Annotated in this window: 27 protein-coding genes; 10 read left to right on the forward strand and 17 right to left on the reverse strand. The window is 72.6% G+C overall.

The genetic code is table 11. The features are described from left to right. Positions 1-214: 214 nt before the first annotated feature. Entirely contained in the window at positions 215-1,498 is a 1,284-nt protein-coding gene (locus M446_RS14200) for a DUF3422 family protein (protein ID WP_012332779.1), read from the forward strand. A gap of 8 nt (positions 1,499-1,506) precedes the next feature. Here M446_RS14200 and M446_RS14205 read toward each other — a convergent pair whose 3' ends face one another. From M446_RS14205 to M446_RS14235, 7 genes are all read right to left on the reverse strand, one after another. Continuing rightward, positions 1,507-1,749, reverse strand: a complete 243-nt coding sequence (locus M446_RS14205) for a hypothetical protein (RefSeq protein WP_012332780.1) — start codon at positions 1,747-1,749, stop codon at positions 1,507-1,509. 264 nt (positions 1,750-2,013) lie between these two features. Continuing rightward, positions 2,014-2,250 (reverse strand): hypothetical protein, encoded by a 237-nt coding sequence (locus M446_RS14210; RefSeq protein WP_012332781.1) that lies wholly within the window; start codon positions 2,248-2,250, stop codon positions 2,014-2,016. A gap of 273 nt (positions 2,251-2,523) precedes the next feature. Further along, entirely contained in the window at positions 2,524-4,140 is a 1,617-nt protein-coding gene (locus M446_RS14215) for an ABC transporter ATP-binding protein (RefSeq protein ID WP_012332782.1), read from the reverse strand. After that, entirely contained in the window at positions 4,137-5,573 is a 1,437-nt protein-coding gene (locus M446_RS14220; RefSeq protein ID WP_012332783.1) for a M20 family metallopeptidase, read from the reverse strand. Before M446_RS14220 ends, M446_RS14215 begins: the two co-directional genes overlap by 4 nt. Before the next feature lie 48 nt (positions 5,574-5,621). Beyond that, entirely contained in the window at positions 5,622-6,551 is a 930-nt protein-coding gene (locus M446_RS14225) for an ABC transporter permease (protein WP_012332784.1), read from the reverse strand. Beyond that, positions 6,548-7,462, reverse strand: a complete 915-nt coding sequence (locus M446_RS14230) for an ABC transporter permease (protein WP_012332785.1) — start codon at positions 7,460-7,462, stop codon at positions 6,548-6,550. The genes M446_RS14225 and M446_RS14230 overlap by 4 nt, the downstream gene beginning before the upstream one ends. A 7-nt stretch (positions 7,463-7,469) precedes the next feature. After that, positions 7,470-9,062, reverse strand: coding sequence for an ABC transporter substrate-binding protein (locus tag M446_RS14235; protein ID WP_012332786.1), 1,593 nt, complete (start codon positions 9,060-9,062; stop codon positions 7,470-7,472). Positions 9,063-9,224: 162 nt separating this feature from the next. On the opposite strand from M446_RS14235, the gene M446_RS14240 reads away from it, so the two are divergent. Beyond that, positions 9,225-10,118 carry a LysR family transcriptional regulator gene (locus M446_RS14240; RefSeq protein ID WP_012332787.1) on the forward strand — a complete coding sequence of 298 codons (894 nt, stop codon included), beginning with the start codon at positions 9,225-9,227 and terminating at the stop codon, positions 10,116-10,118. A gap of 46 nt (positions 10,119-10,164) precedes the next feature. On the opposite strand, the gene M446_RS14245 is transcribed toward M446_RS14240, so the two are convergent. Beyond that, a complete protein-coding gene (locus M446_RS14245) occupies positions 10,165-10,374 on the reverse strand; it encodes a hypothetical protein (protein ID WP_012332788.1) in 210 nt (69 codons plus the stop codon). Positions 10,375-10,545: 171 nt separating this feature from the next. On the opposite strand from M446_RS14245, the gene M446_RS14250 reads away from it, so the two are divergent. After that, a complete protein-coding gene (locus tag M446_RS14250) occupies positions 10,546-11,025 on the forward strand; it encodes a hypothetical protein (RefSeq protein WP_012332789.1) in 480 nt (159 codons plus the stop codon). Between the two features lie 9 nt (positions 11,026-11,034). On the opposite strand, the gene M446_RS14255 is transcribed toward M446_RS14250, so the two are convergent. Continuing rightward, the gene (locus M446_RS14255) at positions 11,035-11,739 is read right to left on the reverse strand and encodes a spermidine synthase (RefSeq protein ID WP_012332790.1); all 705 of its coding nucleotides are present in this window, start codon (positions 11,737-11,739) and stop codon (positions 11,035-11,037) included. Positions 11,740-11,826: 87 nt separating this feature from the next. Between M446_RS14255 and M446_RS14260 the strand changes: the two genes are divergently transcribed. The 7 genes from M446_RS14260 to M446_RS14285 all read left to right on the forward strand — a co-directional run bounded on the left by M446_RS14260 (position 11,827) and on the right by M446_RS14285 (position 14,407). Continuing rightward, positions 11,827-12,033: a hypothetical protein gene (locus M446_RS14260; RefSeq protein WP_012332791.1), complete on the forward strand. Its 207-nt coding sequence runs from the start codon at positions 11,827-11,829 to the stop codon at positions 12,031-12,033. Between the two features lie 272 nt (positions 12,034-12,305). After that, positions 12,306-12,515: a cold-shock protein gene (locus M446_RS14265; protein WP_018260584.1), complete on the forward strand. Its 210-nt coding sequence runs from the start codon at positions 12,306-12,308 to the stop codon at positions 12,513-12,515. Between the two features lie 87 nt (positions 12,516-12,602). After that, positions 12,603-12,824, forward strand: a complete 222-nt coding sequence (locus M446_RS37205; protein WP_150108662.1) for a hypothetical protein — start codon at positions 12,603-12,605, stop codon at positions 12,822-12,824. Between the two features lie 26 nt (positions 12,825-12,850). Continuing rightward, a complete protein-coding gene (locus M446_RS14270) occupies positions 12,851-13,189 on the forward strand; it encodes a DUF6481 family protein (protein ID WP_043702415.1) in 339 nt (112 codons plus the stop codon). A 114-nt stretch (positions 13,190-13,303) separates the two neighbouring features. Then, positions 13,304-13,504 carry a hypothetical protein gene (locus M446_RS14275; protein WP_012332795.1) on the forward strand — a complete coding sequence of 67 codons (201 nt, stop codon included), beginning with the start codon at positions 13,304-13,306 and terminating at the stop codon, positions 13,502-13,504. Positions 13,505-13,649: 145 nt separating this feature from the next. Beyond that, positions 13,650-13,856 (forward strand): hypothetical protein, encoded by a 207-nt coding sequence (locus M446_RS14280; RefSeq protein ID WP_236728695.1) that lies wholly within the window; start codon positions 13,650-13,652, stop codon positions 13,854-13,856. 296 nt (positions 13,857-14,152) lie between these two features. After that, a complete protein-coding gene (locus M446_RS14285) occupies positions 14,153-14,407 on the forward strand; it encodes a hypothetical protein (RefSeq protein ID WP_012332797.1) in 255 nt (84 codons plus the stop codon). Between the two features lie 102 nt (positions 14,408-14,509). Here the strand turns inward: M446_RS14285 and M446_RS14290 are convergent, their stop codons facing one another. Genes M446_RS14290 through M446_RS14325 form a run of 8 tightly spaced genes read right to left on the reverse strand, consistent with a single transcriptional unit; the run spans position 14,510 to position 21,223 of the window. Beyond that, positions 14,510-14,908, reverse strand: coding sequence for a c-type cytochrome (locus tag M446_RS14290; protein ID WP_012332798.1), 399 nt, complete (start codon positions 14,906-14,908; stop codon positions 14,510-14,512). After that, positions 14,898-15,794 (reverse strand): cytochrome c oxidase assembly protein, encoded by an 897-nt coding sequence (locus M446_RS14295; RefSeq protein ID WP_012332799.1) that lies wholly within the window; start codon positions 15,792-15,794, stop codon positions 14,898-14,900. Before M446_RS14295 ends, M446_RS14290 begins: the two co-directional genes overlap by 11 nt. Positions 15,795-15,841: 47 nt before the next feature. Next, positions 15,842-16,231, reverse strand: coding sequence for a hypothetical protein (locus M446_RS14300; protein ID WP_012332800.1), 390 nt, complete (start codon positions 16,229-16,231; stop codon positions 15,842-15,844). A gap of 7 nt (positions 16,232-16,238) precedes the next feature. Continuing rightward, positions 16,239-16,877: a heme-copper oxidase subunit III gene (locus M446_RS14305; protein WP_012332801.1), complete on the reverse strand. Its 639-nt coding sequence runs from the start codon at positions 16,875-16,877 to the stop codon at positions 16,239-16,241. Further along, positions 16,874-18,790: a cytochrome c oxidase subunit I gene (gene ctaD, locus M446_RS14310; RefSeq protein WP_012332802.1), complete on the reverse strand. Its 1,917-nt coding sequence runs from the start codon at positions 18,788-18,790 to the stop codon at positions 16,874-16,876. Before ctaD ends, M446_RS14305 begins: the two co-directional genes overlap by 4 nt. Next, a complete protein-coding gene (gene coxB / locus M446_RS14315) occupies positions 18,787-19,803 on the reverse strand; it encodes a cytochrome c oxidase subunit II (protein WP_012332803.1) in 1,017 nt (338 codons plus the stop codon). Before coxB ends, ctaD begins: the two co-directional genes overlap by 4 nt. Then, positions 19,800-20,363, reverse strand: coding sequence for a c-type cytochrome (locus M446_RS14320; RefSeq protein ID WP_012332804.1), 564 nt, complete (start codon positions 20,361-20,363; stop codon positions 19,800-19,802). The genes coxB and M446_RS14320 overlap by 4 nt, the downstream gene beginning before the upstream one ends. Continuing rightward, on the reverse strand, positions 20,360-21,223 hold the full coding sequence (locus tag M446_RS14325) for a substrate-binding domain-containing protein (RefSeq protein ID WP_012332805.1): 864 nt from the start codon (positions 21,221-21,223) through the stop codon (positions 20,360-20,362). Before M446_RS14325 ends, M446_RS14320 begins: the two co-directional genes overlap by 4 nt. Positions 21,224-21,234: the final 11 nt, after the last annotated feature.

Genomic DNA, 21,234 nt, shown 5'->3' on the forward strand with positions numbered 1-21,234 from the left:
CCTCCGCACCAGTTCAGCGCCGAATCGTTACCGACTGACCCAACGGCATGGATCGGATTCGCCGACGGAGCGGAGCCGCCGCGGTCGCGCGAGTCCGGGGCGGACCGGGCGCCGCGCCAAGCTCCGGATCCCGCGGGGAGAATCGCGTTGACGCCCGCCCCGGCTTGCGCCAAGCGTTGCCGGGACCGCGCGACGGCGGCGCCACGGGACGCTGATGCGGCTGAACGAACATGCCCTGCGGGCGCGGGTGCTGGCGGAGGTGCATGCCCGGCCCTTCATGCCGGTGAAGACCCCGCGGCGCTTCCTGCACTACGCCTTCCTGACGGATGGCGAGGCGGCGGCGGCGGACCGGGCCGCGCTCGACGCCTATTGCGCCGGCCTCGGCCTGCCGGGGCCCCCGGCGGCGGCCAAGCAGCACCGGGTGGTCTTCTCGGGGGCGATCCTGCGCTGGGAGAGCCACAGCGAGTTCACCACCTACACCTGGGAATACGCGGACCAGCAGGGTCTCGCCTTCCAGCCGCAGCCCGACGCGCTCGCCGGGCCGATGGAGGGCCTGCCGCAGCCGGGCGACCTGCTCGTCGCCGTCGACCTCCACCTGCTCGCGGCCGGCGAGGGCGACGTGCCGCCGGAGATCACCGCGACCTTCTCGCCCTCCTCCCTGGCGGTCGCCCAGGCGGAGGGCGGCGCGGCCGTCATCGCCACCGACTTCCAGGCCGACCCGCACGGCTTCGTGCGCGTCGTCGTGGCGGATCGCGGCATGACCCGGGTGGCGGCCGGCGCCCTGGTGCAGCGCGTCCTGGAGATCGAGACCTACCGCACCCTGGCCCTGCTCGGCCTGCCCGAGGCGCAGGCGCTCGGCCCGGCGATCCGCCGGATCGAGACCGCCCTGCCGGTGCTGATGGAGGAGATGCGGGCGAGCGAGGGGTTCGAGGCCAACCACCAGCTCCTCGACCGGCTGATCGCGCTCTCGGCCGAGCTCGAGGCCGGGGCGGCCCGCTCGCTCTTCCGCTTCGGTGCCACCCGGGCCTACGACGAGCTGATCCGCCTGCGCCTCGACGCCATCCGCGAGCAGCCGATCCCCGGCCAGACGAGCTGGTCGGTCTTCCTCGCCCGGCGCTTCAACCCGGCGATCCGCACCTGCATGGCCACGGGCGAGCGGCAGGACACGCTCTCCGAGAAGCTCTCGCGCGCCGCCCAGATGCTGCGCACCCGGGTCGACGTCGAACTGGAGAAGCAGAACCACGCCCAGCTCCAGGCGATGAACGACCGGGTGAGGCTGCAGATCCGGCTGCAGCAGACCGTCGAGGGCCTCTCGGTCGCGGCGATCAGCTACTACGTGGCGAGCCTCGTCCATCACGTGCTGGAGGGCGCGCACGCGGCGGGGCTCCCCGTCGACGCCACGATCGGGACCGCGGCCGCGGTGCCGGCGATCGTGCTCGCGGTCGCCTGGACGGTCCGGCGCATCCGGCGCCGGCACGCCGAGGGCGAGGCCGGCTGACGCCCGGCTCAGCCCGCGAGCGGCGCGAAGAAGCAGAACACGTAGTCGCCCCGGTGGCACCAGTGGAAATTGCCGTCCTTGCTCGGGCGGACCTTGGCCATGGGGATGAAGATGCCGTGGGTGCGATAGCCGCCCGGCACCTCGACCGCGTCGCTGATCGGCTCGCAATCCTGATCGGAGCAGCACTCGTAGGGGTACCACGAATGGGCCGGCTGGATCAGCGACAGGGCGAGGACGAGCGCGGTCTTCATGGGAGGCCACCTTCCGGTTGGTGCCGGCCGGCAGGGCCGGCCGGGGATCTCCCGGCACGGGCCGTGCCAAACTCGCTCCCCTTGGGAGATGGGCGCGGCGCGGCGCGTGCCAAGACGGGTCCGGCGCATGGCGGCAATGAGGGGTTGCGCGCCCGGCCGATCCCCGGCCCAAGCCGCCCTGGAAATTCCGCCGCCCTGGAAATTCCGCCGCCCCGGACATCCCGCCGCCCCGGACATCCCGCCGCGCGCCGCTCGCGGCCGGCCTCAGGGGCGCGGGATCCCCATCCGCAGGTGCCGCGCCGCGGCGCGCAGGCCGACCTGATCGAGCAGGGACGCCAGTTCGGGCTCGCCCCTCTCCCGCGCGCACTCGCTCAGGCCCGCGAAGCGGTGCAGCGCCTCCTGGACCTCGTCGCGGACGGGGAGGTAGGGCGGCGGCGGGGTGACGATCAGCGAGGGCGGCAGCACCCGACGCAGGATGGTCCGGCAGGATGTCTCGACCATCGTGTGCGTCTCCCCGGATCGGCGTGGACCGAACCTGTAGCCCAGGTGGCGCCCGAAGTGGGGAGGCATACGAAATCCGACGGATTGCGTCGCCATGCGGATGCCGGCTTCGCTCAGGCGCCGCGCGGGCTTGTGATCCGGGATCCGCTTTGATCAAGCGGATCCCGTATGACACCGCCGGTTGCAATTGCCGCGCCCGGTCAGTCCGGCCGGGCGGAGGCGGGGCGGGACGCTGGTCACGGCGCTGGCCGCGGGCCTCCTGACGGCGCGCCGTCAGGCCGACTGCATCTCCCGCGCTAGGCCCGGCACCGCCGCAAGCAGCGCGCGCGTGTAGGGATGGCTCGGGGCGCGGAACAGCTCCGCGGCCGGCCGCTCCTCGACGATCTCGCCGCGCTGCATCACGGCGATCCGGTCGCAGATCGTGGCGGCGACGCGCAGGTCGTGGGTGATGAACAGCATGGCGATGCCGAGCCGGCCCTTGAGCTCCTCCAGCAGGGCGAGCACCTGGGCCTGGACCGACACGTCGAGGGCCGAGACCGCCTCGTCGGCGACCAGCACGTCGGGCTCCATGGCGAGGGCCCGGGCGATGCCGATGCGCTGGCGCTGGCCGCCCGAGAAGGCGTTCGGGTAGCGCTCGGCCGCGGCGGGCGGCAGGCCGACGAGCCCGAGCAGGTCGCGCGCCCGCGCCCGCGCCTCCCGGGCCGGGACGCCGTGGGCGATCGGCCCCGCCGTGATGATCTGCTCCACGGTGCGGCGCGGGTTCAGGGAGGCGAAGGGATCCTGGAAGATCATCTGGATCCGCCGCCGCTCGCGCCGCAGCGCCGGGGGCCCCAGGGCCGTGTAGTCGAGCGATCCCAGATGCACGCTGCCGCGATCGGGCTCGATCAGCCGGATCGCGAGCCGGGCCGTGGTCGACTTGCCCGAACCCGACTCGCCGACGAGGCCCAACGTCTCGCCGCGCCGCAGGTCGAAGGCGACCTCCCGCACCGCCGCGACGACCCGCTTGCGGCCGAACAGGCCGGTGCGGGAGGTGTAGGTCTTGCTGATCCCGGCCGCCGCCAGCACCACCGGCTCCCGGTCCCGGGGCGGGCGCGGCGGCGGGGCGAGGCGCGGGACCGCGGCCAGCAGCGCCCGCGTGTAGGGGTGGCGCGGCGTCTCCAGCACCTCGCGGGCGCTGCCGGACTCGACGAGGCGGCCGCGCTGGAGCACCGCCACGTGGTCGGCGATGTCGGCCACGACCCCGAAATCGTGGGTGATGAACAGGACGCTCATGCCGCGGCGCTGCTGCAGGTCGCGGATCAGCCGCAGGATCTGGGCCTGGGTGGTGACGTCGAGCGCCGTCGTCGGCTCGTCCGCCACCAGGATCGAGGGTTCGAGGGCGAGTGCCATGGCGATCATGGCCCGCTGGCGCTGCCCGCCCGAGAGCTGGTGCGGGTAGGCGCGCACGATGGTCTCGGGATCCGGCAGGCCGACCTCGGCGGCGAGCACCAGGACGCGGGCGCGGCGCTGCGCGCGGTCGAGCAGCCCGTGCGCCTCGAACATCTCGGCGATCTGGTCGCCGATGCGCATCACCGGGTTCAGGGCCGTCATCGGCTCCTGGAAGATCATGGCGATGCGCCGCCCGCGCAGGTCGCGCCAGTCGCGCTCGTCGAGGCCGAGCAGGTCGCGCCCCTCGAACTCGATGCGCCCGCCGGTCGGCCGCACGCCCCCGGGCAGCAGCCCGGTGAGCGCGTAGGCGCTCATCGACTTGCCCGAGCCCGACTCGCCGACGACGCAGAGGATGCGCCCCGGCATCAGGTCGAGGGAGAGGTCCTCGACCGCGTGCGCGCGGTCGGCGCCCCGCGGCAGGGCGAGGCTGAGGTTGCGGATGCGCAGGACGGGCTCGGTCACGGCGCTCCCCCCCGGACGCCGCGGCCGCTCGCGCGCCGCGCCAGCACCGCAGGGCCGGTCTCGCCGAGATCCCAGTAGAGGCCGGCCATCAGGACGAGGGCCTCGCGGGTGAGCGGGGCGAGCAGGTGCTCGTCCGGGGCGTGCTGCGAGCAGGCTGGGTAGGAATGCGGCACCCAGAGCGTCGGCAGCCCGAGGATCTCCGAGAAGGCGTCGTTCGGCAGCGAGCCGCCGAGATTGGGCAGCAGGGCCGGCCGCTTGCCCGTGCTCTCGGCGATCGAGGCGAGCGCCCAGGCGACCCAGGGGTCCTCGACCGGCAGGCGGGTCGCCCGGAACACCTCGGTGCGGGCCGGCCGCACCGCCACCATCGGGAAGCCGTGCGCGTCGAGATGCGCGCGGAGCGCCGGGATCAGATTCTCCCAGTCGGTGCCGACCACGAAGCGCAGCTGCAGGGTCGCCTTGGCGGAGGGCGGCACCGCGTTGAGCGGACCGTCCGGGTCGCCGGTCTTGAAGGCGAGGACTTCGAGCGCGTTCCAGCCGTAGACGCGCTCGGCCGGGCTGAGGCCGGGCTCGCCCCACTCCGCGTCGATCGCCGGACCGTCCGGGTCGCCGCCCACCGTGATGTCGGCGAGCGCCTCCCGCACGCCGGGCGGGATCGGCGGCGGGCGCAGGCGCGCGACGCGGATCGCCCCGCGGGAATCGACCAGGCTCGCGATGGCGTTCGCCAGCACGGTGCCGGGATTGCGCAGCAGCCCGCCCCAATTGCCCGAATGGTGGCCGCCCTCGCGCAGGTCGACGGTGAGCTCGAAGTTGAAGGCGCCGCGCGATCCGAGGAAGAGGGTCGGGCGCTCGGCGCTCACCCGCGGCCCGTCCGAGGCGAGGAGGAGGTCGGCCCGCAGCGCCTCGCGCTCCCGCCGGCAGACCTCGCGCAGGCCCGGCGAGCCGGTCTCCTCGCCCGTCTCGATCAGGAGCTTCGCGTTGAAGCCGAGCCGTCCGCCGCGGGCCTCCGCCACGGCCGCCAGGGCCGCGAGGTTGACGAGGTGCTGGCCCTTGTTGTCGGCCGTGCCGCGCCCGTACCAGCGCCCGCCCTCGACGACGATCCGCCACGGGTCGAGGCCCGCGCGCCACTGCTCGGGATAGCCCCGCACCGTGTCGCCATGGCCGTAGATCAGCACGGTCGGCAGGGCGTCGTCCTCGTGGCGCTCGGCGATCAGGAAGGGCCCGTGCACGCCGTCGGGATTGTCGAGGAGGCGGTGGCGGAAGCCGAGCCGCGCGGTCGCCGGGACCAGGAATTCGGTCAGGTAGGCGGCGAGCGCCGGGATCTGGCCGGGCGCCTGGCTCTCGGTGGGCCGCGCCACCGCCTCCCGCAGCGTGGCAAGGAAGCCGCCGTCGTCGAAGTGGCGCGCCGCGCGCGCCAGGGCGTCGTGTCGGGACATCGCAGACCTATCAGACTCTTGGCGGACCTCGAACGGAGGTTCGCGCGGTCAGGAACGCCGCTCGGGGGCGGTAATGTCGCGCAGGCCATCCCCGAGCAGGTTGACGGCGAGCACCAGGACCAGCAGGGCCACGCCCGGGATGGTGATCACCCAGGGCTGGAACAGCATGTACGGCTTGCCCTCGGCGATCATCAGGCCCCAGGAGGGCAGCGGCGGCTGCACGCCGAGGCCGAGGAAGGACAGGGCGGCCTCGAGCAGGATGGCGTGCGCCATCTCCAGCGTCGCCACCACGATGAGCGCGTTGAGGATGTTGGGCAGGATCTCCTGCAGGAGGATCCGGGCGGTCGAGAAGCCCTGCGCCTCGGCGGCGGCGACGAAATCCTGGGCCCGCACCTGCCGGGTCGCCGCCCGCGTCACCACCGCGAAGCGGTCCCAGAGCAGCAGGCCGAGGACCAGCACCACGACCTTGAGCGAGCCGCCGACCAGCGCCGCCATGGCGAGCGCCACCAGCACGACCGGCAGCGCGAGGCGCGTGGTGACGACGTAGCTCACCAGGGCGTCGATCCGGCCGCCGAAATAGCCGGCCAGCAGGCCGAGCGTCGTGCCGATCAGCCCGGAGATCAGCGCCGCCGAGAACCCGATCAGCAGCGAGATCTGGCTGCCGTAGATCAGGCGGCTGAGATAGTCCCGCCCGAGCTTGTCGGTGCCGAGCAGGTGCTCCCAGGAGCCCTTGGCCTGCCAGATGGGCGGGATCAGGCGCCGCGAGACGTCCTGCGCGTAGGGGTCGTGCGGGGCGAGCAGCGGCGCGGCGAGCGCCGTGAGCAGGACGAGCCCGAGGAGCCCGGCCCCGATCAGGAAGCCGGCGTGCGACAGGCCGCGGCGCAGCACGATAGCGGTCGGCGAGCGCACCGGCAGCGGCGCCTCGGCGGCCGGGGGGACGAGGCCGGGCTCGGCCGGCGGGGAGCTCGGGGCGATCATTGGCGCAGTCGCGGATCGAGGAGGGCGTTGAGGAGGTCGGCGGCCAGGGTGAGCGCGATGTAGATCATCGCCAGAACCAGCACGATCGCCTGCACCACCGGGAAGTCGTTGCGGGCGATCGACTCCCAGGCGAGCTGGCCGAGCCCCTGGAGCGAGAACACCGCCTCGACGACGATCGATCCGCCGAGCATGAAGCCGAACTGCACCGCGGCGAGCGCGATCACCGGGATCACCGCGTTGCGCAGGGCGTGGCGGACCAGGATCTTGCGCGGCGGCAGGCCCTTGGCCCGGGCGGTGCGGACGAAGTCGGAGGAGAGCACCTCCAGCATGCCGTTGCGGGTGAGCCGCATCACCGCCGGCATGGCGTAGTAGCCGAGCGCCACCGCGGGCAGCACGAAATGCTTCCAGGTGGCGTTGCCCGAGACCGGCAGCCAGCGCAGGTTGACCGAGAACACGATGATCAGGGCGAGGCCGAACCAGAAGGTCGGCATCGCCTGCCCCAGCACCGAGACGAACAGGGCCGCGCGGTCGATCCAGGTGTCGCGGCGCACCGCCGCCAGCACCCCGAGCGGGATCGCCACGAACAGGGCGACGGCGAGCGCCACGACGCCGAGAATGAGCGTCACCGGCAGGCGGGCGGCGATCAGGTCGGTGACCTGCTCGCGGAAGTAGAAGGACTGGCCGAAATCGAGGTGGAGCGCCTTCCAGGCCCAGGCGGCGAACTGGGCGAGGAGGGGCCGGTCGAGCCCGTACTGGGTCCGGATCGCCTCGATCTGCGCGCCCGTCGCATCGGGCCCGGCGATCGCCGTGGCGAGGTCGCCGGAGAGGTGCAGCAGCAGGAAGCTCGCCACCGAGACGGTGACGGCGACGCTGAGCGCCACGAGCACGCGGCGCAGGGCGAAGCGCAGCATCGCGGCCTCACTTCCAGGAGGCGGCGTAGAAGCGCGGCACCTCGTCGGGCTGCGCCGTGAAGTTCAGGTCCTGGGTGAAGGCGTAGTTCGACGGGTAGGAGAACATCGGCAGCGCGTAGGCCTCGCCGGCGATGCGCGAGAGCGCCTCGGCGTACTTCGCCTTGCGCTCGCCCGGGTCGCTCGCGGTGTCGCCGGCCTGGAGCGCCGCGATCACCGCCGGGTCGCGGGTCAGATCCTCGTCGCCGCCGCGGAAATACACGCCCGTGAAGGCCGAGACGTCGTTGACCGAGAACGAGCCCCAGGTCTGGAAGCCGATCGAGACCTTGCCGCCGCGCAGCGCGTCCCGGAAGGCGGCGTAGCGCAGGTAGTTGAGCCGCGCCCGGATGCCGACCGCCCGCAGGTAGCCGATCACGGCCTCGGCGTAATCGCGCTCGCGATAGGCCGCGAGGTCGATCTCGAACCCGTCCGGGTAGCCCGCCTCCTTGAGCAGCGCCTTGGCCTTGGCGGGATCGTAGGCGTAGCGCGGGGCGCCCTCCTCGACGCAGCCGAACTGCCCGGAGAAGCACAGCACGTTCATCACGCGCGCGCCGCCGCGCACGAGGTTGTCGACCATCGCCTTGCGGTCGATCGCGTAGGAGATCGCCCGGCGCACCCGCACGTCCCTGAGGGGCGACTTCTCCATCGCCCGGCCGCCGACGTCGAATTGCAGGAAGCCGACCCGCATCGTCTCGGCGCTCAGCACCGTGATCCCGGGCGCCGCGCGCAGCTGATCGGCCTGGTCGCTCGGCACGCGCCAGATCCAGTCGATGCCGCCGGTGACGAGCTCGGCCATCCGGCTGTCGGCGTCCGGGATGACCCGGAATTCGAGCTTGCCGATCTTCGGCCGCCCGATCGGGCTGCCGGACCAGTACTTCTCGAAGCGCTCGAGCTTGACGCCGCGCCCGCTCTCGACGCTGACGATCCGGTAGGGCCCCGTGCCGACCGGCGCCTTGGCGAAGCCGTCGAGCCCCACCTTCTTGAAATAGGCCGCCGGGAAGATCGGGGTCGGACCCGCGAGGTATTCGAGCGCGGCCGGGAACGGCGCCTTCAGGTGGATGCGCACCGTGTGCGGGCCCAGCACCTCGGTGGACTTCATCCAGTCGACGTTCTGCTTGGTGACCGTGCGCGCCTCGGGCGTGAGCACGTAGTTGAAGGTGAAGGCGACGTCCTCCGGCGTGAGCGGATCGCCGTTGTGGAAGACCACGCCCTCCCGGATGGTGAGGTCGAGGGTGACGGGATCGGCCCATGTCCAGGCGGTCGCCAGCATCGGCTGGTAGGTGCCGGTGGCGGGATCGCGGTAGAGCAGCGTGTCCCAGGCGTTGCGGGCCAGGATGACCCCCTCGCGGGCGCTGTTGTGATAGGGGCTGACGTTCTCGGGCTCGCTGTCCGAGGCGTAGACCAGGGTGTCGTTGGCCTTGCCGGCGAGGGCCGGGCCCGCCGCCCCGGCCAGGAAGGCCGTTCCGGCCAGGAAGGCCGTCCCGGCAAGGAGCAGGGCCGCCGCTCCGCGACCGCGCGGGGCGGTGCGGGCGAGGCGGGGGGCCGGTCGGGTCCGTCTCAGCATGTCGGATCGCCTCTCAGAGTGAGGCACCGCCCCGGATGGGTCCCGCGGAGCCCCTGCCGCTTTCGTGACCATGCCAGAGTGTTGTGCAGGATGGTTCGCAGCAAGTAGAATTTGGCGAAGCGTCCGTTGCCGATCCGGCAAGGGTCGGCGGGGGCGGGAGCGATGCAGACCAGCAGCCTGCGGTACTTCCTGGCCGTGGCGCGAACGGGATCGATCGCGGCGGCGAGCGCGCAGCTCAACGTCGCCGCCTCGGCGATCAGCCGGCAGATCGCCAACCTGGAGGCCGAGCTCGACTGCGTGCTGTTCGAACGGCGGCCGCGCGGCATGGTGCCGAGCCCGGCCGGCGAGTTGCTGGCCCAGCACGCCCACCAGGTGCTGATGCGCACCGAGCAGGTCGTGACCGAGATCCGCGACCTGCAGGGGCTGGTCCGGGGCCTGATCCGGGTGGCGAGTTCCGAGGGCTTCGCCCTCGACATCCTGCCGAACGCCATCGCGGCCTTCCACGGGAGCCATCCGGGGATCCGCTTCGAGCTGACGATCCTGCCCCCGGCCCAGGTGACGCAGGTGGTCGCCGCGGGCGACGCCGATATCGGGATGACCTTCGCCATGGATGCCGTCCCGCCGGTGCGGGTGGTCTACGACGCGCGGGTGGAGATGATCGTGGTGGCGGCGCCCGGACACCCGCTCGCGGGGGCGCCGCTCCTGCGCCTCGCCGACCTCACCGCCCACCCGGTCGCGCTGCCGACCCGGGACACCACGGCGCGGCGCACCTTCGACGCCGCCTGCGCGGCCGAGGGGGTGGCCATCGAGCCGACCCTGACCGCCAACCATCTCTGGGCGCTGCTTCCCTTCGTGCGGCGCACGCGGGGCGTCGCGGTGATGTCGGCCCTCTCGGTGGAGACGCCCCTGCGGCTCGGGGAACTCGCCGCGGTCCCGATCCGGACGCAGGGCGGGCTGATGCGGGGCATCCAGATGCAGACGATGCGGGATCGCCGGCTGCCGCGGGCCGTCGGGGCCTTCCTGCGCAGCCTGCTCGCCGCCCTGCCGCCGGCGTGAGGGCGGCTGCCGCAGCCCGGCCCGGTCGGGGAGCGCGGCCGCCCCCTCAGCCCCGGTGCTCGCGGATGTCGCCGATCACCGAACCGGTATCCGAGCCCGGCGGCCACCATTGCGCCGGCAGCACGGCCTCGACGCGGTCCTCCGGATAGGTCGCCTGCAGAAACGACAGCGCCTCCGAGCGGGAGGTCGCCCGAATCGTGATCGGCGGTCGGTAGCCGCGCCGCGTGCGGAGGCTGCCGATGAAGAGCTTGGTCATCGCGATCTCCAGCTCTGTCGGGCATGACGGGACGGGGCCTGCGGGGCGCCGCAACCCTGACCGTATTGACGCCGCAAGCGCTCTTTTGTTCCGGCCAGGACCGGATTTTCTCCCCGGTCCCCGCCCATCCGTTCCTGGACGGACCAGTGTTTCGGTGTGATCCTCGCGCGCATGACCCGTCTCTTTCACGCGGCCGACCATTACCCGCCGGTCGGCGCAATCCTGCGGCCCGGACATTACGGCCGCATGATCGGTGTCTCGCTGCATTGTCACTACGATCACGCGCGCGAGAAAATCCTCGAAGAGGTCAGGGCGGCCGGATTCCGGGACAAGCCGTCGCGCCTGCGCAGCATCTTCGCCTGCCTCACGGAGGAGGACGTGCGCGCCTATGTCGAGACGCAGTGCGCCCGGCATGCCGGGCGCGTGCGCGAGCCGCTCTACGAGGTCGAGTCGATCGATGCGGCGGCCCCGACCCATGTCGGCGACTGGACCATCGCCGAGGCGGTCCGCTGCGGCGGCGACGAGGCGGTGCTGCTCGCCGAGCTCTACTGGAAGGGCAGCGAGGGCCCCGAGCGCCCGCCGGTCGGAACCTACCGGGAGCTGGTCACCACCTCCCCGCTCAGGGTGGTCCGGCGGCTCGATGCGGCCTGACCCGCCCCCTCACGGCGCGGGCCAGCAGAACGGCGTCCCGGTCTCCGAGGGCGTGGCGAGCCAGACGACGTGACGGCGGCCGCTGCGGCCGTTCGCGTGCACGCGGACCTCCTCCACGGCGAAGCCCGTGTTGCGCAGGCGGGCCTTGAAGCGCCGGTCGGGCCCGCCGGACCAGACGCCGAGGACGCCGCTCGAGCGCAGGGCGTAGCGCGCCCGCCTCAGGCCCCAGCTGTCGTAGAGGCGGTCGTTCTCCACCCGCGTCAGCGCCTCGGGGCCGTTGTCGACGTCGAGCAGGATCGCGTCGTAATCCGCCTGCCCCTGCTGCATCACGCGCTTGACGTCGTCCTCCCGCAGCTCGACCCGCGGATCGTCGAGGCTCCCGGCGAAGACGTGGGCCAGCGGGCCGCGCGCCCAGGCCACCACGGCCGGCACCAGTTCCGCCACGACGACCCGGGCGTCCGGCCCGAGCGCGTCGAGCGCGGCCCGGAGCGTGAAGCCCATGCCGAGCCCGCCGATCAGCACCCTGGCCCGCGGGCGGTCCCGCAGGCGGGCGCAGGCGAGGGCGGCGAGGGCCGCCTCGGAGGTGCAGGCGCGGTTGCTCATCAGCTCGATCCGGCCGACGCAGATCGTGAACTCGTGGCCTCGCTGCATGAGGCGCATCGGCTCCCGCTCGCCCGGGATGGCGGCGGCATCGAGTTGAACCCATTCTGTCACCGGGAAGGCCTCTGGTTTCGGGACGCGGGCGCGGTCCGTGGAGCGCCGTAGATGGTCATGGCGCGCCTTTCGTGCGATGTCCGTGTGATGAACGACACAAGCCTGTACCCCTTCGCGATCGAAGTTTCACCGCTGGCCCGGCCCAAGGGCCATTACGGCTGGGCGATCCGCCGCCACGGCAAGCTCCTCGAACGGTCGGACCGGCCGCACGAGAGCGAGGCCAAGGCGCGCGCCCAGGCCCTCGCGGCGGTGGAGCGGGCCTTCCGCGCCGGCTCCGACTCGCGGCGGCGCTGACGCGCGGCGGCGCCGGGCCGCCCGCATCCTCGCAGGCGTCGGGCAGCGACGGCGCGCGGGGCCGGGTCTTTTCGCCCGGGCGCCTTGCCATCGGGGTGGAACCGGCCCATATTGCATCTATCGATCTTTGGCCGGACTTCCGGGCCTCTTCGCCCAGCTTTTGCCGGGCGCACGCTCTGACACTCTCTCCAAAACTATCGATCAGGCGAGACTTGGCCGCGCTGAAGCGCGCCGGGTTCACGCGTGCACTCGCGAAAAACATGGATACGATGATGAGCACCGGCACCGTCAAGTGGTTCAACGGCCAGAAGGGCTTTGGTTTCATTCAGCCGGACGACGGCGGCAAGGACGTCTTCGTTCACATCTCGGCCGTCGAGCGCTCGGGCCTGCAGACCCTCTCCGAGGGCCAGAAGGTGTCCTACGAGCTCGAGACCGATCGCCGCAGCGGCAAGCAATCCGCCGGCAGCCTCCGGGCCGCGTAGACCCTCCGGCGATCGATGCGGCCGGGTCCGGCCGCATCCCTCCCCTGTTCCGAGTGGACAGACCTGAACTCCGATAGGTTACTCTGAGTGAATTTTACGTTTATTTCGAATCATCTTCCGGGTTCCGCGGCGGCCGAGCCGCTGACGTTCCAGGTGCGGCAGATCTGGCAGAAGGTCGGCGACGAACGCGTCGACGTCAGCCACCTGCTCGACAGGACCTACGACTATCATTCGACGCGGGAGTTGCGCTGGCATCTGGCCGACAGGTTCTCGAGTCCGGTGCGCACCGTCAGCCTGAGCCGGGCCTAGCCGTGGCGCGATTTCAGGACGCCCCGCTGGGAGATCGGCTGAGATCGGCCGCCGCTTCCCGGCAGGCCATGCTGGCGCGCTTCCGCGACCGGCCGGCCGATGACGATCCGACCCTGGCCGCGCGCCGCGCCGAGCGGCAGGCCCTCGCCGAGGCCCGCGCCCTGCGCGCGGCCGAGCGGGAGGCCGAGCGCGCCGCCGAGGCCGCCCTGGCGGCGGCCGAGCAGGCGCGCCGGCGCGAGGTCGAGGCCGCGGCGCGGGCGCGGGAGGAGGCCGAGGCCTCGGCCCGGGCCCTGTCGCTGCAGGCCGACCGGAAGGCTGCCCGCGACGCCCGCTACGCGGCCCGCAAGGCCCGCCAGCGCGGGTGACGCTCCCCGCCTTCGGCGGCAGCAGCCTCGGTCCCCGCGGCGGCACCCGCGGGGCCTCACCTCCGCGACGCGTCGAGGCCGGCGCGTCGCCCCTCGTCGGGAGAGACTCGACCCATGTCGCACAAATTCAAGCTGCATCAGCAAGTCCGCATGCTCCGCAGCGGCTTCTCCGACTCCCTCGCCAGCAGCGGGGAGGTGTTCGAGGTCGTGCAGCTGATGCCGGAGGACCGGACCGGGGAAGCCACCTACCGGATCCGCTCCCGCATGGGGGAACGGGCCGTGCGCGAGAGCGAGATCGCCGCCGCCGCCCGCTGACCCCTCGGCCCTCGCCGGGGTGCCGTCTCGGGCGCCCCGACATCCCGCCGGCCCGGGCGCGGATCGTCCGCCGCGCAGCCGGGATCGGCACGCGCCCGTTTCCCCGTCACGGGTTCTCGACCGGGCAACCCGAAAGCGAATGAGCATGACCAGGAGCCCCATCACAGGCGCGGCGCGCGGCCCCTCGAACGAGGAGTTCAGGGAGCGGATCGCCCGCCTCGCCCCGGTGCCCGGCACGGAACCGTCGAGCGCTTCGCGCGCGTCCCGCGGCAAGCCGGCCCGGGGGCAGCGGCCCGCGCCGCCGCCGGACGCCCCCGCGCCCGCCGACGCGGCGGACACCGCCGAGAGCTGACGCGGCCCGCGCGGGAGCGCCGGACCAGCGCGCCGTCGGACATCGGGTCGCGCCCCGGCCCGTCGGGCGGGACTCGGCCGGATCCCGTCGCCGAGCAGACGAGCATGGGGCAATTCTGCTCGGCCTCTTGAGGCTGCATCATGTTTCGCTGACGCGGTGCTTCGGTTCGCCGCCGAACCGCTGACCCCTTCGGCACCGGCCGGTCCCGGCCGGCGAAATGCGGCACCGGCCGGTCCCGGCCGGCGGAAGGATGCTTAGAACGAAATCGGACGGACGCACGCGATCCCGGAACGACCATGGCGACGGCGACCACCTACGTGATCCAGACCTTCGAGATGAAGCGCAAGCGCCTCGTGCCGGGCGCGCGCGACGTCGCCCCGACCGAGAGCGGCGCGCTCAAGCGCGCCGAGGCCATCGCGGCCCGCAAGCCCGGCGCGGCCGCCCTGCGGATCCGGGCCGACAGCGAGACGGGCGAACTGGAAGGCGTCGCGATCCTGGGCCGGTTCGGCGAGGTGCCGGACGACTTCGCCGAGATGATCACGGGGTCCTGAGCATCGGTCGCCGAAGCGGTCGCCGGCTCGGCGTCGAGCCGGCGGCGGTGCCGATCGGCGCCGTCCGGCGGGACGGCGGCGGGCGGTCCGGCCGGCGCGCCTCTAGCGATGGGCGTACAGGTAGGCCGCGATGTCCCGGGCCTGCGCCTCGGAAATCCCGGTGACCGGCATCGCCGTCCGGGGATCGAGGGCTCTCGGATCGACGATCCAGCGAACCAGGTTCTCGGGCGTGTTCGTCACGACCCCGCCGATGTAGACGCGCTCGGCCACGCTGCCCAGCGGCGGGCCGACCCGCCCCCGAGGGCCCGCGAGGCCCGGGATCTCGTGGCAGCCGGCGCAGCCGTGGCCGATCATCAGCGCCGGGGCACGGTCGGGGTCTCCCCCAGTCAGGTTCCTGGCAAGCTCGACCCGTTGACGCCGAAGGTCGATCCGGTGAGCGACGAGGCCGCCGGTGGCGAGGGCCGCCGCCGCGGCGAGGAGCGCGATCCATCTAAGCGGCATGGGCCTGCCTCGCGGTGTCCGGTCCTGAGCGACGGATCCAGATCCCGGCCAGCGTCAGGGCGGCCGCGGCGTAGACCAGCCCGGCCGGCACCCACATCACCAGACCGGCGAGCTGCTGATCCTCCAGGGGAGTCAGCCCCCACTCGGCGGCCGCCGCGACCTGGCGCGGGTACCAGAGCCGCGGCGAGACCGTCAGCAGGACTCCGAGCAGGCCCGTGTGGAGGCTCGTCAGGAAGAGGTAGAGGAAGGATGCCCCGTAGCCGCGGCTCCGGACGGGCCCGTGCAGCAGGGCCCACCAGAACAGGAGCGCCGAGAGCAGGAAACTGAGGTGCTGGAGCCAGTGCGCGAGGGCGTTCACCAGCACGAGATCGTAGAGGCCCGGCATGTGCCAGGCCCAGAGCGCCACCCCGTGGAGCAGCGTCGCCGAGAACGGCGTTCGCATGGACCGCCACGCGGGACCGAGGACCGGCAGGCGGACGACCCCGCCGACGCGCGGGCGCCAGGACGCGGGCAGGGCCCACAGCATCGCGCTGCCCGGGCGGGCGAGCACGAGCAGGGGAGCCGCGATCACCATCAGGAGCTCGTGCTCGACCATGTGGGCGGTGAAGAGACGTTCGCCCCACCCGTGCAGCGGGGACAGCAGGGCCAGGGCCAGCACGGTCCAACCGCTCCAGAAGCAGGCGACCTGCCAGCGGCGCACCCCGCGGCCGTGACCGGCCCGCCCCCACAGGCGCACCGTGCCGACCAGGAACAGCACGGCGCTGACGGAGAGCGGAGCGAGCACCCTCGGGTCGCTCGCCCAGGCGGGGCCGCTCGGCCAGAGCGCGCCGGGATCGCCGCCATGGGCCGAGCTGCCCGTCGGCAGGACGAGTGCCGCGGTGACCATCGCGGCGCAAGCTGCCCGGGCGCGGGCCTCCTTCGCCGCGGGCCGCCTCACCGCTCGCACCCGCTGAACACCAGCCCGGCGACGCCGTGAACCCCGATCACGACGGCGAACAGGAGCGAGACCAGCACGCCGATCGCGGCGATCAGCCGGTGAGGACGGCCGCCCTCGGGCGAGTCGAGGGAGGTCGCGCGCGACCCGTCCGGGGCCGGCACCGTGGTCGCGTCGGCCTCCGGCGGCCGCTGACAGGCGCGCCACGAGGCGTAGCTCCCGCCCAGGCTCGCCGCGACCAGAGCCGCCGCGAGGAGGGGGATCACCGGAAAGCGGTGGGCGCAGCTCCAGGGCGCGAGCGCGTAGTTCGCCTGCGTGCTCACCAGCCACGCCGTCGGGCCGGCGAAGATTCCGGCGGAGGGCCATCCTCCGGTCAGCCAGTTGCGCATCGCACCCTCACCAGCGCGGCAGCCAGTACACGGCCAGGTAGATCGGCAGCCAGGACAGCACGACGAAGTACCAGTAGAAGGCGTTGTCGCTCACGTCGCTGAAGCGCTTGCCGGTCGCGTGACGCGTGAACATCAGGGCGGTGAGCACCAGCGTGTCGCCCGCATCGGTGATCAGGTGCGTCAGGTGCAGGCCGAGCAGCACCCAGGTGATCGAGCCGTAGGCGTTCTGGTCCCAGTTCACGCCGAGGCCCGTGAACTCGTAGAGCCGGACGGCGGTCGCCGCGATCGCGACGAGGGACATGATCACGAGGTCGCGCCGCACGCGCCCGAGGTCCAGCGCCTGCGCGTCGCGGTCGGCCACCCGGTTCGGCCAGAGGCTGGCGAGCAGGAGCAGCGTGTTGAGGGTTCCGGCCCAGTGGTCGGGCGGCGCCGGCGCCAGGGGCCATTGCGGGTTCTGCTGCACCAGGTAGAAGCAGGCGCCGAGCGCGAGCGCGAACCCGGTGCCCTCGACGACGAAGAAGCCGAGCGTGCCCCACCACATCGGGCTCGTCGGGCCGAAGCCGTAGGTCGGGAGGGCCGAGACGTCCCGGGTCACGCGCGGCGCGTCGGCCCGGGCGGGTCGCGCCTCGGCGCGCAGGGTGCTCATTCCTCGTCCTCCGCCGCGGTCTTGGGCCAGAACCAGCCGGTGAGCGCCGCCGCGATCGGCAGCGCCCCCCAGAGCACCGCGTAGGGTGTGAAGATCGAGCCGATGAAGGTCACCCCGACGGCGATCGCCGCCGCGAGCGGCCAGATCGACGGAGCGGGCGAGGTCTCGCGCAGCTGGGGCTCGGCCTCGGCCACGCTGCTGACGACCAGTTCGCGATGGCCGACGCTCAGGCCGGTCACGACGGGCAGGCCGCCCCGCTCCGCCCAGAGCGGCTCGCGGTGGGTGACGAGCGGGATGCGGTCGAAGTTCTGGGGAGGCGGGGGGGACGCCGTCGCCCATTCGAGCGTGCCGGAGTTCCAGGGATTCGCGCCGGCGACGTCGCCGCGACGCAGGCTGGCGATCACGTTCCAGGCGAAGACGAGGAAGCCCGCGAACAGGATCAGCGCGCCCGCCGTCGAGAGGAGCTGCAGGTGTCCCCAGCCCATCTCGGGCCCGTAGGTGTAGACGCGGCGCGGCATCCCCATCAGCCCGCTGATGTGCATCGGGAAGAACGCGACGTTGAAGCCGACGAAGGTGAGCCAGAAATTCCAGGCGCCGAGCCGCTCGCTCAGCAGGCGTCCGGTGAATTTCGGGAACCAGTAGTAGATCGCACCGATCAGCGGGAAGACGTTGCCGCCGATCAGCACGTAGTGGAAGTGCGCGACGACGAAGTAGGTGTCGTGGACCTGGGTGTCGATCGGCACCGAGGCGAGCATGATCCCGGACAACCCGCCCGCCACGAAGATGAAGAAGAAGCCGGCCACGAACAGCAGCGGCGTGCGCCAGACCGGCCGCCCGTCCCACAGCGTCGCAATCCAGCAGAAGATCTGCAGCCCGTTCGGGATCGCGATCAGCATGCTCGACGCGGTGAAGAAGGCCGCCCCGAGCTGCGGCAGCCCGGTCACGAACATGTGGTGGACCCAGAGGCCGAAGGACAGGAAGCCGGTGGCGATCAGCGACAGGACGAGGGCGAGGTAGCCGAACGTCTCGCGCCGCGCGAAGGTCGGGATGATCGCCGACACGAAGGCGGTCCCCGGCAGGAAGATGATGTAGACTTCCGGATGGCCGAAGAACCAGAACAGATGCTGGTAGAGCAGCGCGTCGCCGCCCTCGGCCGGGTTGAACAGGTGCGTGCCGACCAGCCGGTCAAGGATCAGGAAGGTCGAGGCGAGCATCACCGCGGGCAGCGCGAACACGATGATGAAGGAGTTGACGAACAGTGCCCAGACGAAGACGGGAATGCGGTCCAGCGTCATGCCGGGCGCGCGTTGCTTGAGCACCGTCACGATGATCTCGATCGCGACCGCGAGGCCCGAGAGCTCCGTGAAGGTGATCATCTGCGCCCAGGTATCGGCGCGCTTGCCCGGCGAGTACTCAGGTCCGGAGAGCGGCACGTAGGCGAACCAGCCGACATCCGGCCCGATGTTGAGCAGGAACGACACCCACAGGAACAGCCCGCCCGAGAGGTAGACCCAGTACGAGAAGGCATTGAGGCGCGGGAAGGCGATGTTGCGGGTGCCGACCATCAGCGGCACGAGGTAGACGGCCATGGCCTCCCCGATCGGCACGCCGAACAGGAACATCATGGTCGAGCCGTGCATCGTGAAGAGCTGGTTGTAGGTGTCGGGACCGACGAGGCCGCTCTCCGGCCGGGCGAGCTGCAGGCGCATCACGAGGGCGGTGAGGCCGCCGAGGAACAGGAACAGGAAGGCCGTCACGATGTAGCGCCGGCCGATGATCTTGTGGTCGACCGTGGCGAGCGCGCCGAGGAGGCCGCGCCGGGTCCCCCAGACGCGGCCGAGCCGCGCGCTGAGCGCCGGCCCGTCGAGGTTCGTGTCGCGCAGGTCGCCGGTCGCGGACGCCACGTCGCTCATTTGAGCCCCTCGAGGTAGGCCGAGACGGTGTTCAGCTGGTCGGGGTCGAGCCTCACCAGGGGCATGTTCACCCCGGGCTTGATGCCGTGCGGGTCGACGATCCAGGCCGCCAGGTTGCCCCGGCTCATCGGCAGGGTGCCGGCGGCCAGGGTGCGGCGCGAGCCCACATGGGTGAGTTCCGGACCGTTGCGGCCGGCCGCGGCGGTGCCCCGCACCTGATGGCAGAGGGAGCAGGGCGCGGCGACGAAGGCCGCCTCGCCCGCCCGGGCCTCGTCGCTCCCGGGCTCCGGACGCGGTGCGGCCTGCCCCCGGCGCCAGCGGTCGAAGCTCTCCTCGTCCTCCGCGATCACCAGGAGGCCCATCTTGGCATGCTGCATCCCGCAGAACTCGGCGCATTGGCCGCGGTAGAGGCCGGGACGCTCGGCGGTGAAGTGGATCGCGTTGGTCCGCCCCGGGATGAGGTCCTGCTTGCCCGTCAGGCTCGGGACCCAGAAGGAGTGGATCACGTCCGTGGAATCGAGCGTCAGCCGCACCGGCACCCCGACCGGCACGTGGATCTCGTTCGCGGTGGTGAAGCCGCGGCTCGGCTCGGGGTCCTCGTACTGCACCTCCCACCACCATTGGTGCCCGATCACGCGGATCGTCACCCGGGCCGCCTCGTCGCCGAACAGCCGGCGCTGCCCGGCGTAGCTCAGACCGGTCAGGACCAGCACGACGAGGCCGGTCGCGACCGTCAGTCCCGCCACGAGCGCGGTCGCGCGCCGCTCGCGCCGCGGGTCGATCGCCAGCGGGTCGGCGGTCTCCGCCCTCCTCGCCCGAAAGCTCGCGAGGAGCGCGAGCATCACGGCCAGCCAGATCGCCGCCAGCACGGCGCTGAACAGCCAGAACAGCCACAGCAGATCCCGCGCCTGCGGGCTGACCGGGTCCAGGGGGGACTGCACGAAGGTGCAGCCCGCGAGCGGGAGGGCGAGGCCGAGGGCCAGGGCGCGCCGAGCACTCCCCCGCGCGCTCATCGGGGCATCTGCCCTGACGGCGGAACAATCCCACCCGAGACCGGCGGGCTCGGGCTGGTCCGGTTCTCGGAGGGATGCGGATGCATGCTGTCGCTGCGGGAGGGCGCCGCGCTCGACGGCACGTTCCCGCTCATCGAGCGGACATAGGCGGCGAGCTCCCAGATCTGGTCGTCGGGGATGCGCCCGCGGAACGAGGGCATGCCGTTCGGCCGGCCCTCGCGGATGGTCTGGACAATGTTCTCGATCGAACCGCCGTAGATCCAGCGGTCGTCGATCAGGGCAGGTCCCATGCCGCCGCCGCCCTGGGCGTGGCAACCGCTGCAGTTGAACCACGTGAAGAGCTTCTTGCCCTGGCTGAGGTGGTAGGCGTTGCCCTCGAACTGCTTGGCCCGGCCGCTGGTGCGGGTGGTCGGCAGCGCCTCGCCCGGCGACAGATCGCTGAGGGCGACCTGCTCCCGGGACTCCGCCCCGACGGGGCTCGGGCGCGCCTCGCGATCCTCCCTCTGGCAGGCCGCGAGGGCGAGCGCGGCGAGCGCCAGCTTGGCCGAAAGCCGGTTCATGGCCCCGCCTCGACCCGGCGCGTGCCGTCCAGGCGGGGCACGTCGTAGCGGAGGAGGATCGCGTCGATCTCGGCCCGGTGGCGCTCCAGCGCCGCGCCCACCTCCAGGCGCAGATCCTCGTCCCCCCGTCGCACCCCCATGGCCACGTCGAAGACCATCGGCCCTTTCGGCCCGTCGATGGCGGGCTCGATCGGTGCCACGCGCAGGGGTGGGTCCGCCCGCGCCGCGAAGTAGCCGGCCATCGGCCCCCACGCGAGGGCGACGTCGATCTCTCCGCTGGCCACCGCGTCGATGATGCGGGCGGGCGGGTTCGGCGCCGCGTAGTCACCCGTGAGGAGGTAGCCGCGCACGTTCCCGGTCATGCCCCGGCGGGCGAGCGCCCGCGCGGGCGGGGTGCCGGCCGCGTCCTTGCCGACGAGCTGCACGCCCACGGTCATGCCGGCCAGGTTCGGGTCATCGAGCGACCGGATCGAGGGGCCCCCGGGACGCGACACGACCACGAAGGACGAGCGGTAATAGGGCCGGGTCGGCCGCAGGGCCTCGAGCCCGACCGGGATTCCGGGAACGAGATCGCACCGGCCAGCCAGGATGGTGTTGCGCAGGAAGCCGCGCCGCTGCGCCCACCACGTGTAGGTCACGGTGGCGCCGAGATCGCGGGCGACGATGTCGACGATCCGGTTCTCGAACCCCTCCCCGCCCCGGTTCGAGAACGGCAGGTTGTTCGGGTCCGCGCAGACCCGCAGCTCGCGGGCGCAGGCCCCCGAACAGGCGAGGGCAGCGGCGCAGCCGCAGGCGAGCCTGAGCAGCCCGGAGCATCGTCCGACGAAGCGGATGCCGGTCCGTCGAGGACGATGCGGCAAGGCCGACGACC

The organism is Methylobacterium sp. 4-46, assembly GCF_000019365.1.
Taxonomy (GTDB): Bacteria; Pseudomonadota; Alphaproteobacteria; order Rhizobiales; family Beijerinckiaceae; genus Methylobacterium.

Bases quoted from the DNA above. Each gene is read 5' to 3' on its own strand.
- M446_RS14200 (WP_012332779.1), top strand. From the start codon at position 215: ATGCGGCTGAACGAACATGCCCTGCGGGCGCGGGTGCTGGCGGAGGTG.
- M446_RS14205 (WP_012332780.1), bottom strand. From the start codon at position 1,749: ATGAAGACCGCGCTCGTCCTCGCCCTGTCGCTGATCCAGCCGGCCCAT.
- M446_RS14210 (WP_012332781.1), bottom strand. From the start codon at position 2,250: ATGGTCGAGACATCCTGCCGGACCATCCTGCGTCGGGTGCTGCCGCCC.
- M446_RS14220 (WP_012332783.1), bottom strand. From the start codon at position 5,573: ATGTCCCGACACGACGCCCTGGCGCGCGCGGCGCGCCACTTCGACGAC.
- M446_RS14225 (WP_012332784.1), bottom strand. From the start codon at position 6,551: ATGATCGCCCCGAGCTCCCCGCCGGCCGAGCCCGGCCTCGTCCCCCCG.
- M446_RS14230 (WP_012332785.1), bottom strand. From the start codon at position 7,462: ATGCTGCGCTTCGCCCTGCGCCGCGTGCTCGTGGCGCTCAGCGTCGCC.
- M446_RS14235 (WP_012332786.1), bottom strand. From the start codon at position 9,062: ATGCTGAGACGGACCCGACCGGCCCCCCGCCTCGCCCGCACCGCCCCG.
- M446_RS14240 (WP_012332787.1), top strand. From the start codon at position 9,225: ATGCAGACCAGCAGCCTGCGGTACTTCCTGGCCGTGGCGCGAACGGGA.
- M446_RS14245 (WP_012332788.1), bottom strand. From the start codon at position 10,374: ATGACCAAGCTCTTCATCGGCAGCCTCCGCACGCGGCGCGGCTACCGA.
- M446_RS14250 (WP_012332789.1), top strand. From the start codon at position 10,546: ATGACCCGTCTCTTTCACGCGGCCGACCATTACCCGCCGGTCGGCGCA.
- M446_RS14260 (WP_012332791.1), top strand. From the start codon at position 11,827: ATGAACGACACAAGCCTGTACCCCTTCGCGATCGAAGTTTCACCGCTG.
- M446_RS14265 (WP_018260584.1), top strand. From the start codon at position 12,306: ATGAGCACCGGCACCGTCAAGTGGTTCAACGGCCAGAAGGGCTTTGGT.
- M446_RS14275 (WP_012332795.1), top strand. From the start codon at position 13,304: ATGTCGCACAAATTCAAGCTGCATCAGCAAGTCCGCATGCTCCGCAGC.
- M446_RS14280 (WP_236728695.1), top strand. From the start codon at position 13,650: ATGACCAGGAGCCCCATCACAGGCGCGGCGCGCGGCCCCTCGAACGAG.
- M446_RS14285 (WP_012332797.1), top strand. From the start codon at position 14,153: ATGGCGACGGCGACCACCTACGTGATCCAGACCTTCGAGATGAAGCGC.
- M446_RS14290 (WP_012332798.1), bottom strand. From the start codon at position 14,908: ATGCCGCTTAGATGGATCGCGCTCCTCGCCGCGGCGGCGGCCCTCGCC.
- M446_RS14295 (WP_012332799.1), bottom strand. From the start codon at position 15,794: ATGGTCACCGCGGCACTCGTCCTGCCGACGGGCAGCTCGGCCCATGGC.
- M446_RS14300 (WP_012332800.1), bottom strand. From the start codon at position 16,231: ATGCGCAACTGGCTGACCGGAGGATGGCCCTCCGCCGGAATCTTCGCC.
- M446_RS14305 (WP_012332801.1), bottom strand. From the start codon at position 16,877: ATGAGCACCCTGCGCGCCGAGGCGCGACCCGCCCGGGCCGACGCGCCG.
- ctaD (WP_012332802.1), bottom strand. From the start codon at position 18,790: ATGAGCGACGTGGCGTCCGCGACCGGCGACCTGCGCGACACGAACCTC.
- coxB (WP_012332803.1), bottom strand. From the start codon at position 19,803: ATGAGCGCGCGGGGGAGTGCTCGGCGCGCCCTGGCCCTCGGCCTCGCC.
- M446_RS14320 (WP_012332804.1), bottom strand. From the start codon at position 20,363: ATGAACCGGCTTTCGGCCAAGCTGGCGCTCGCCGCGCTCGCCCTCGCG.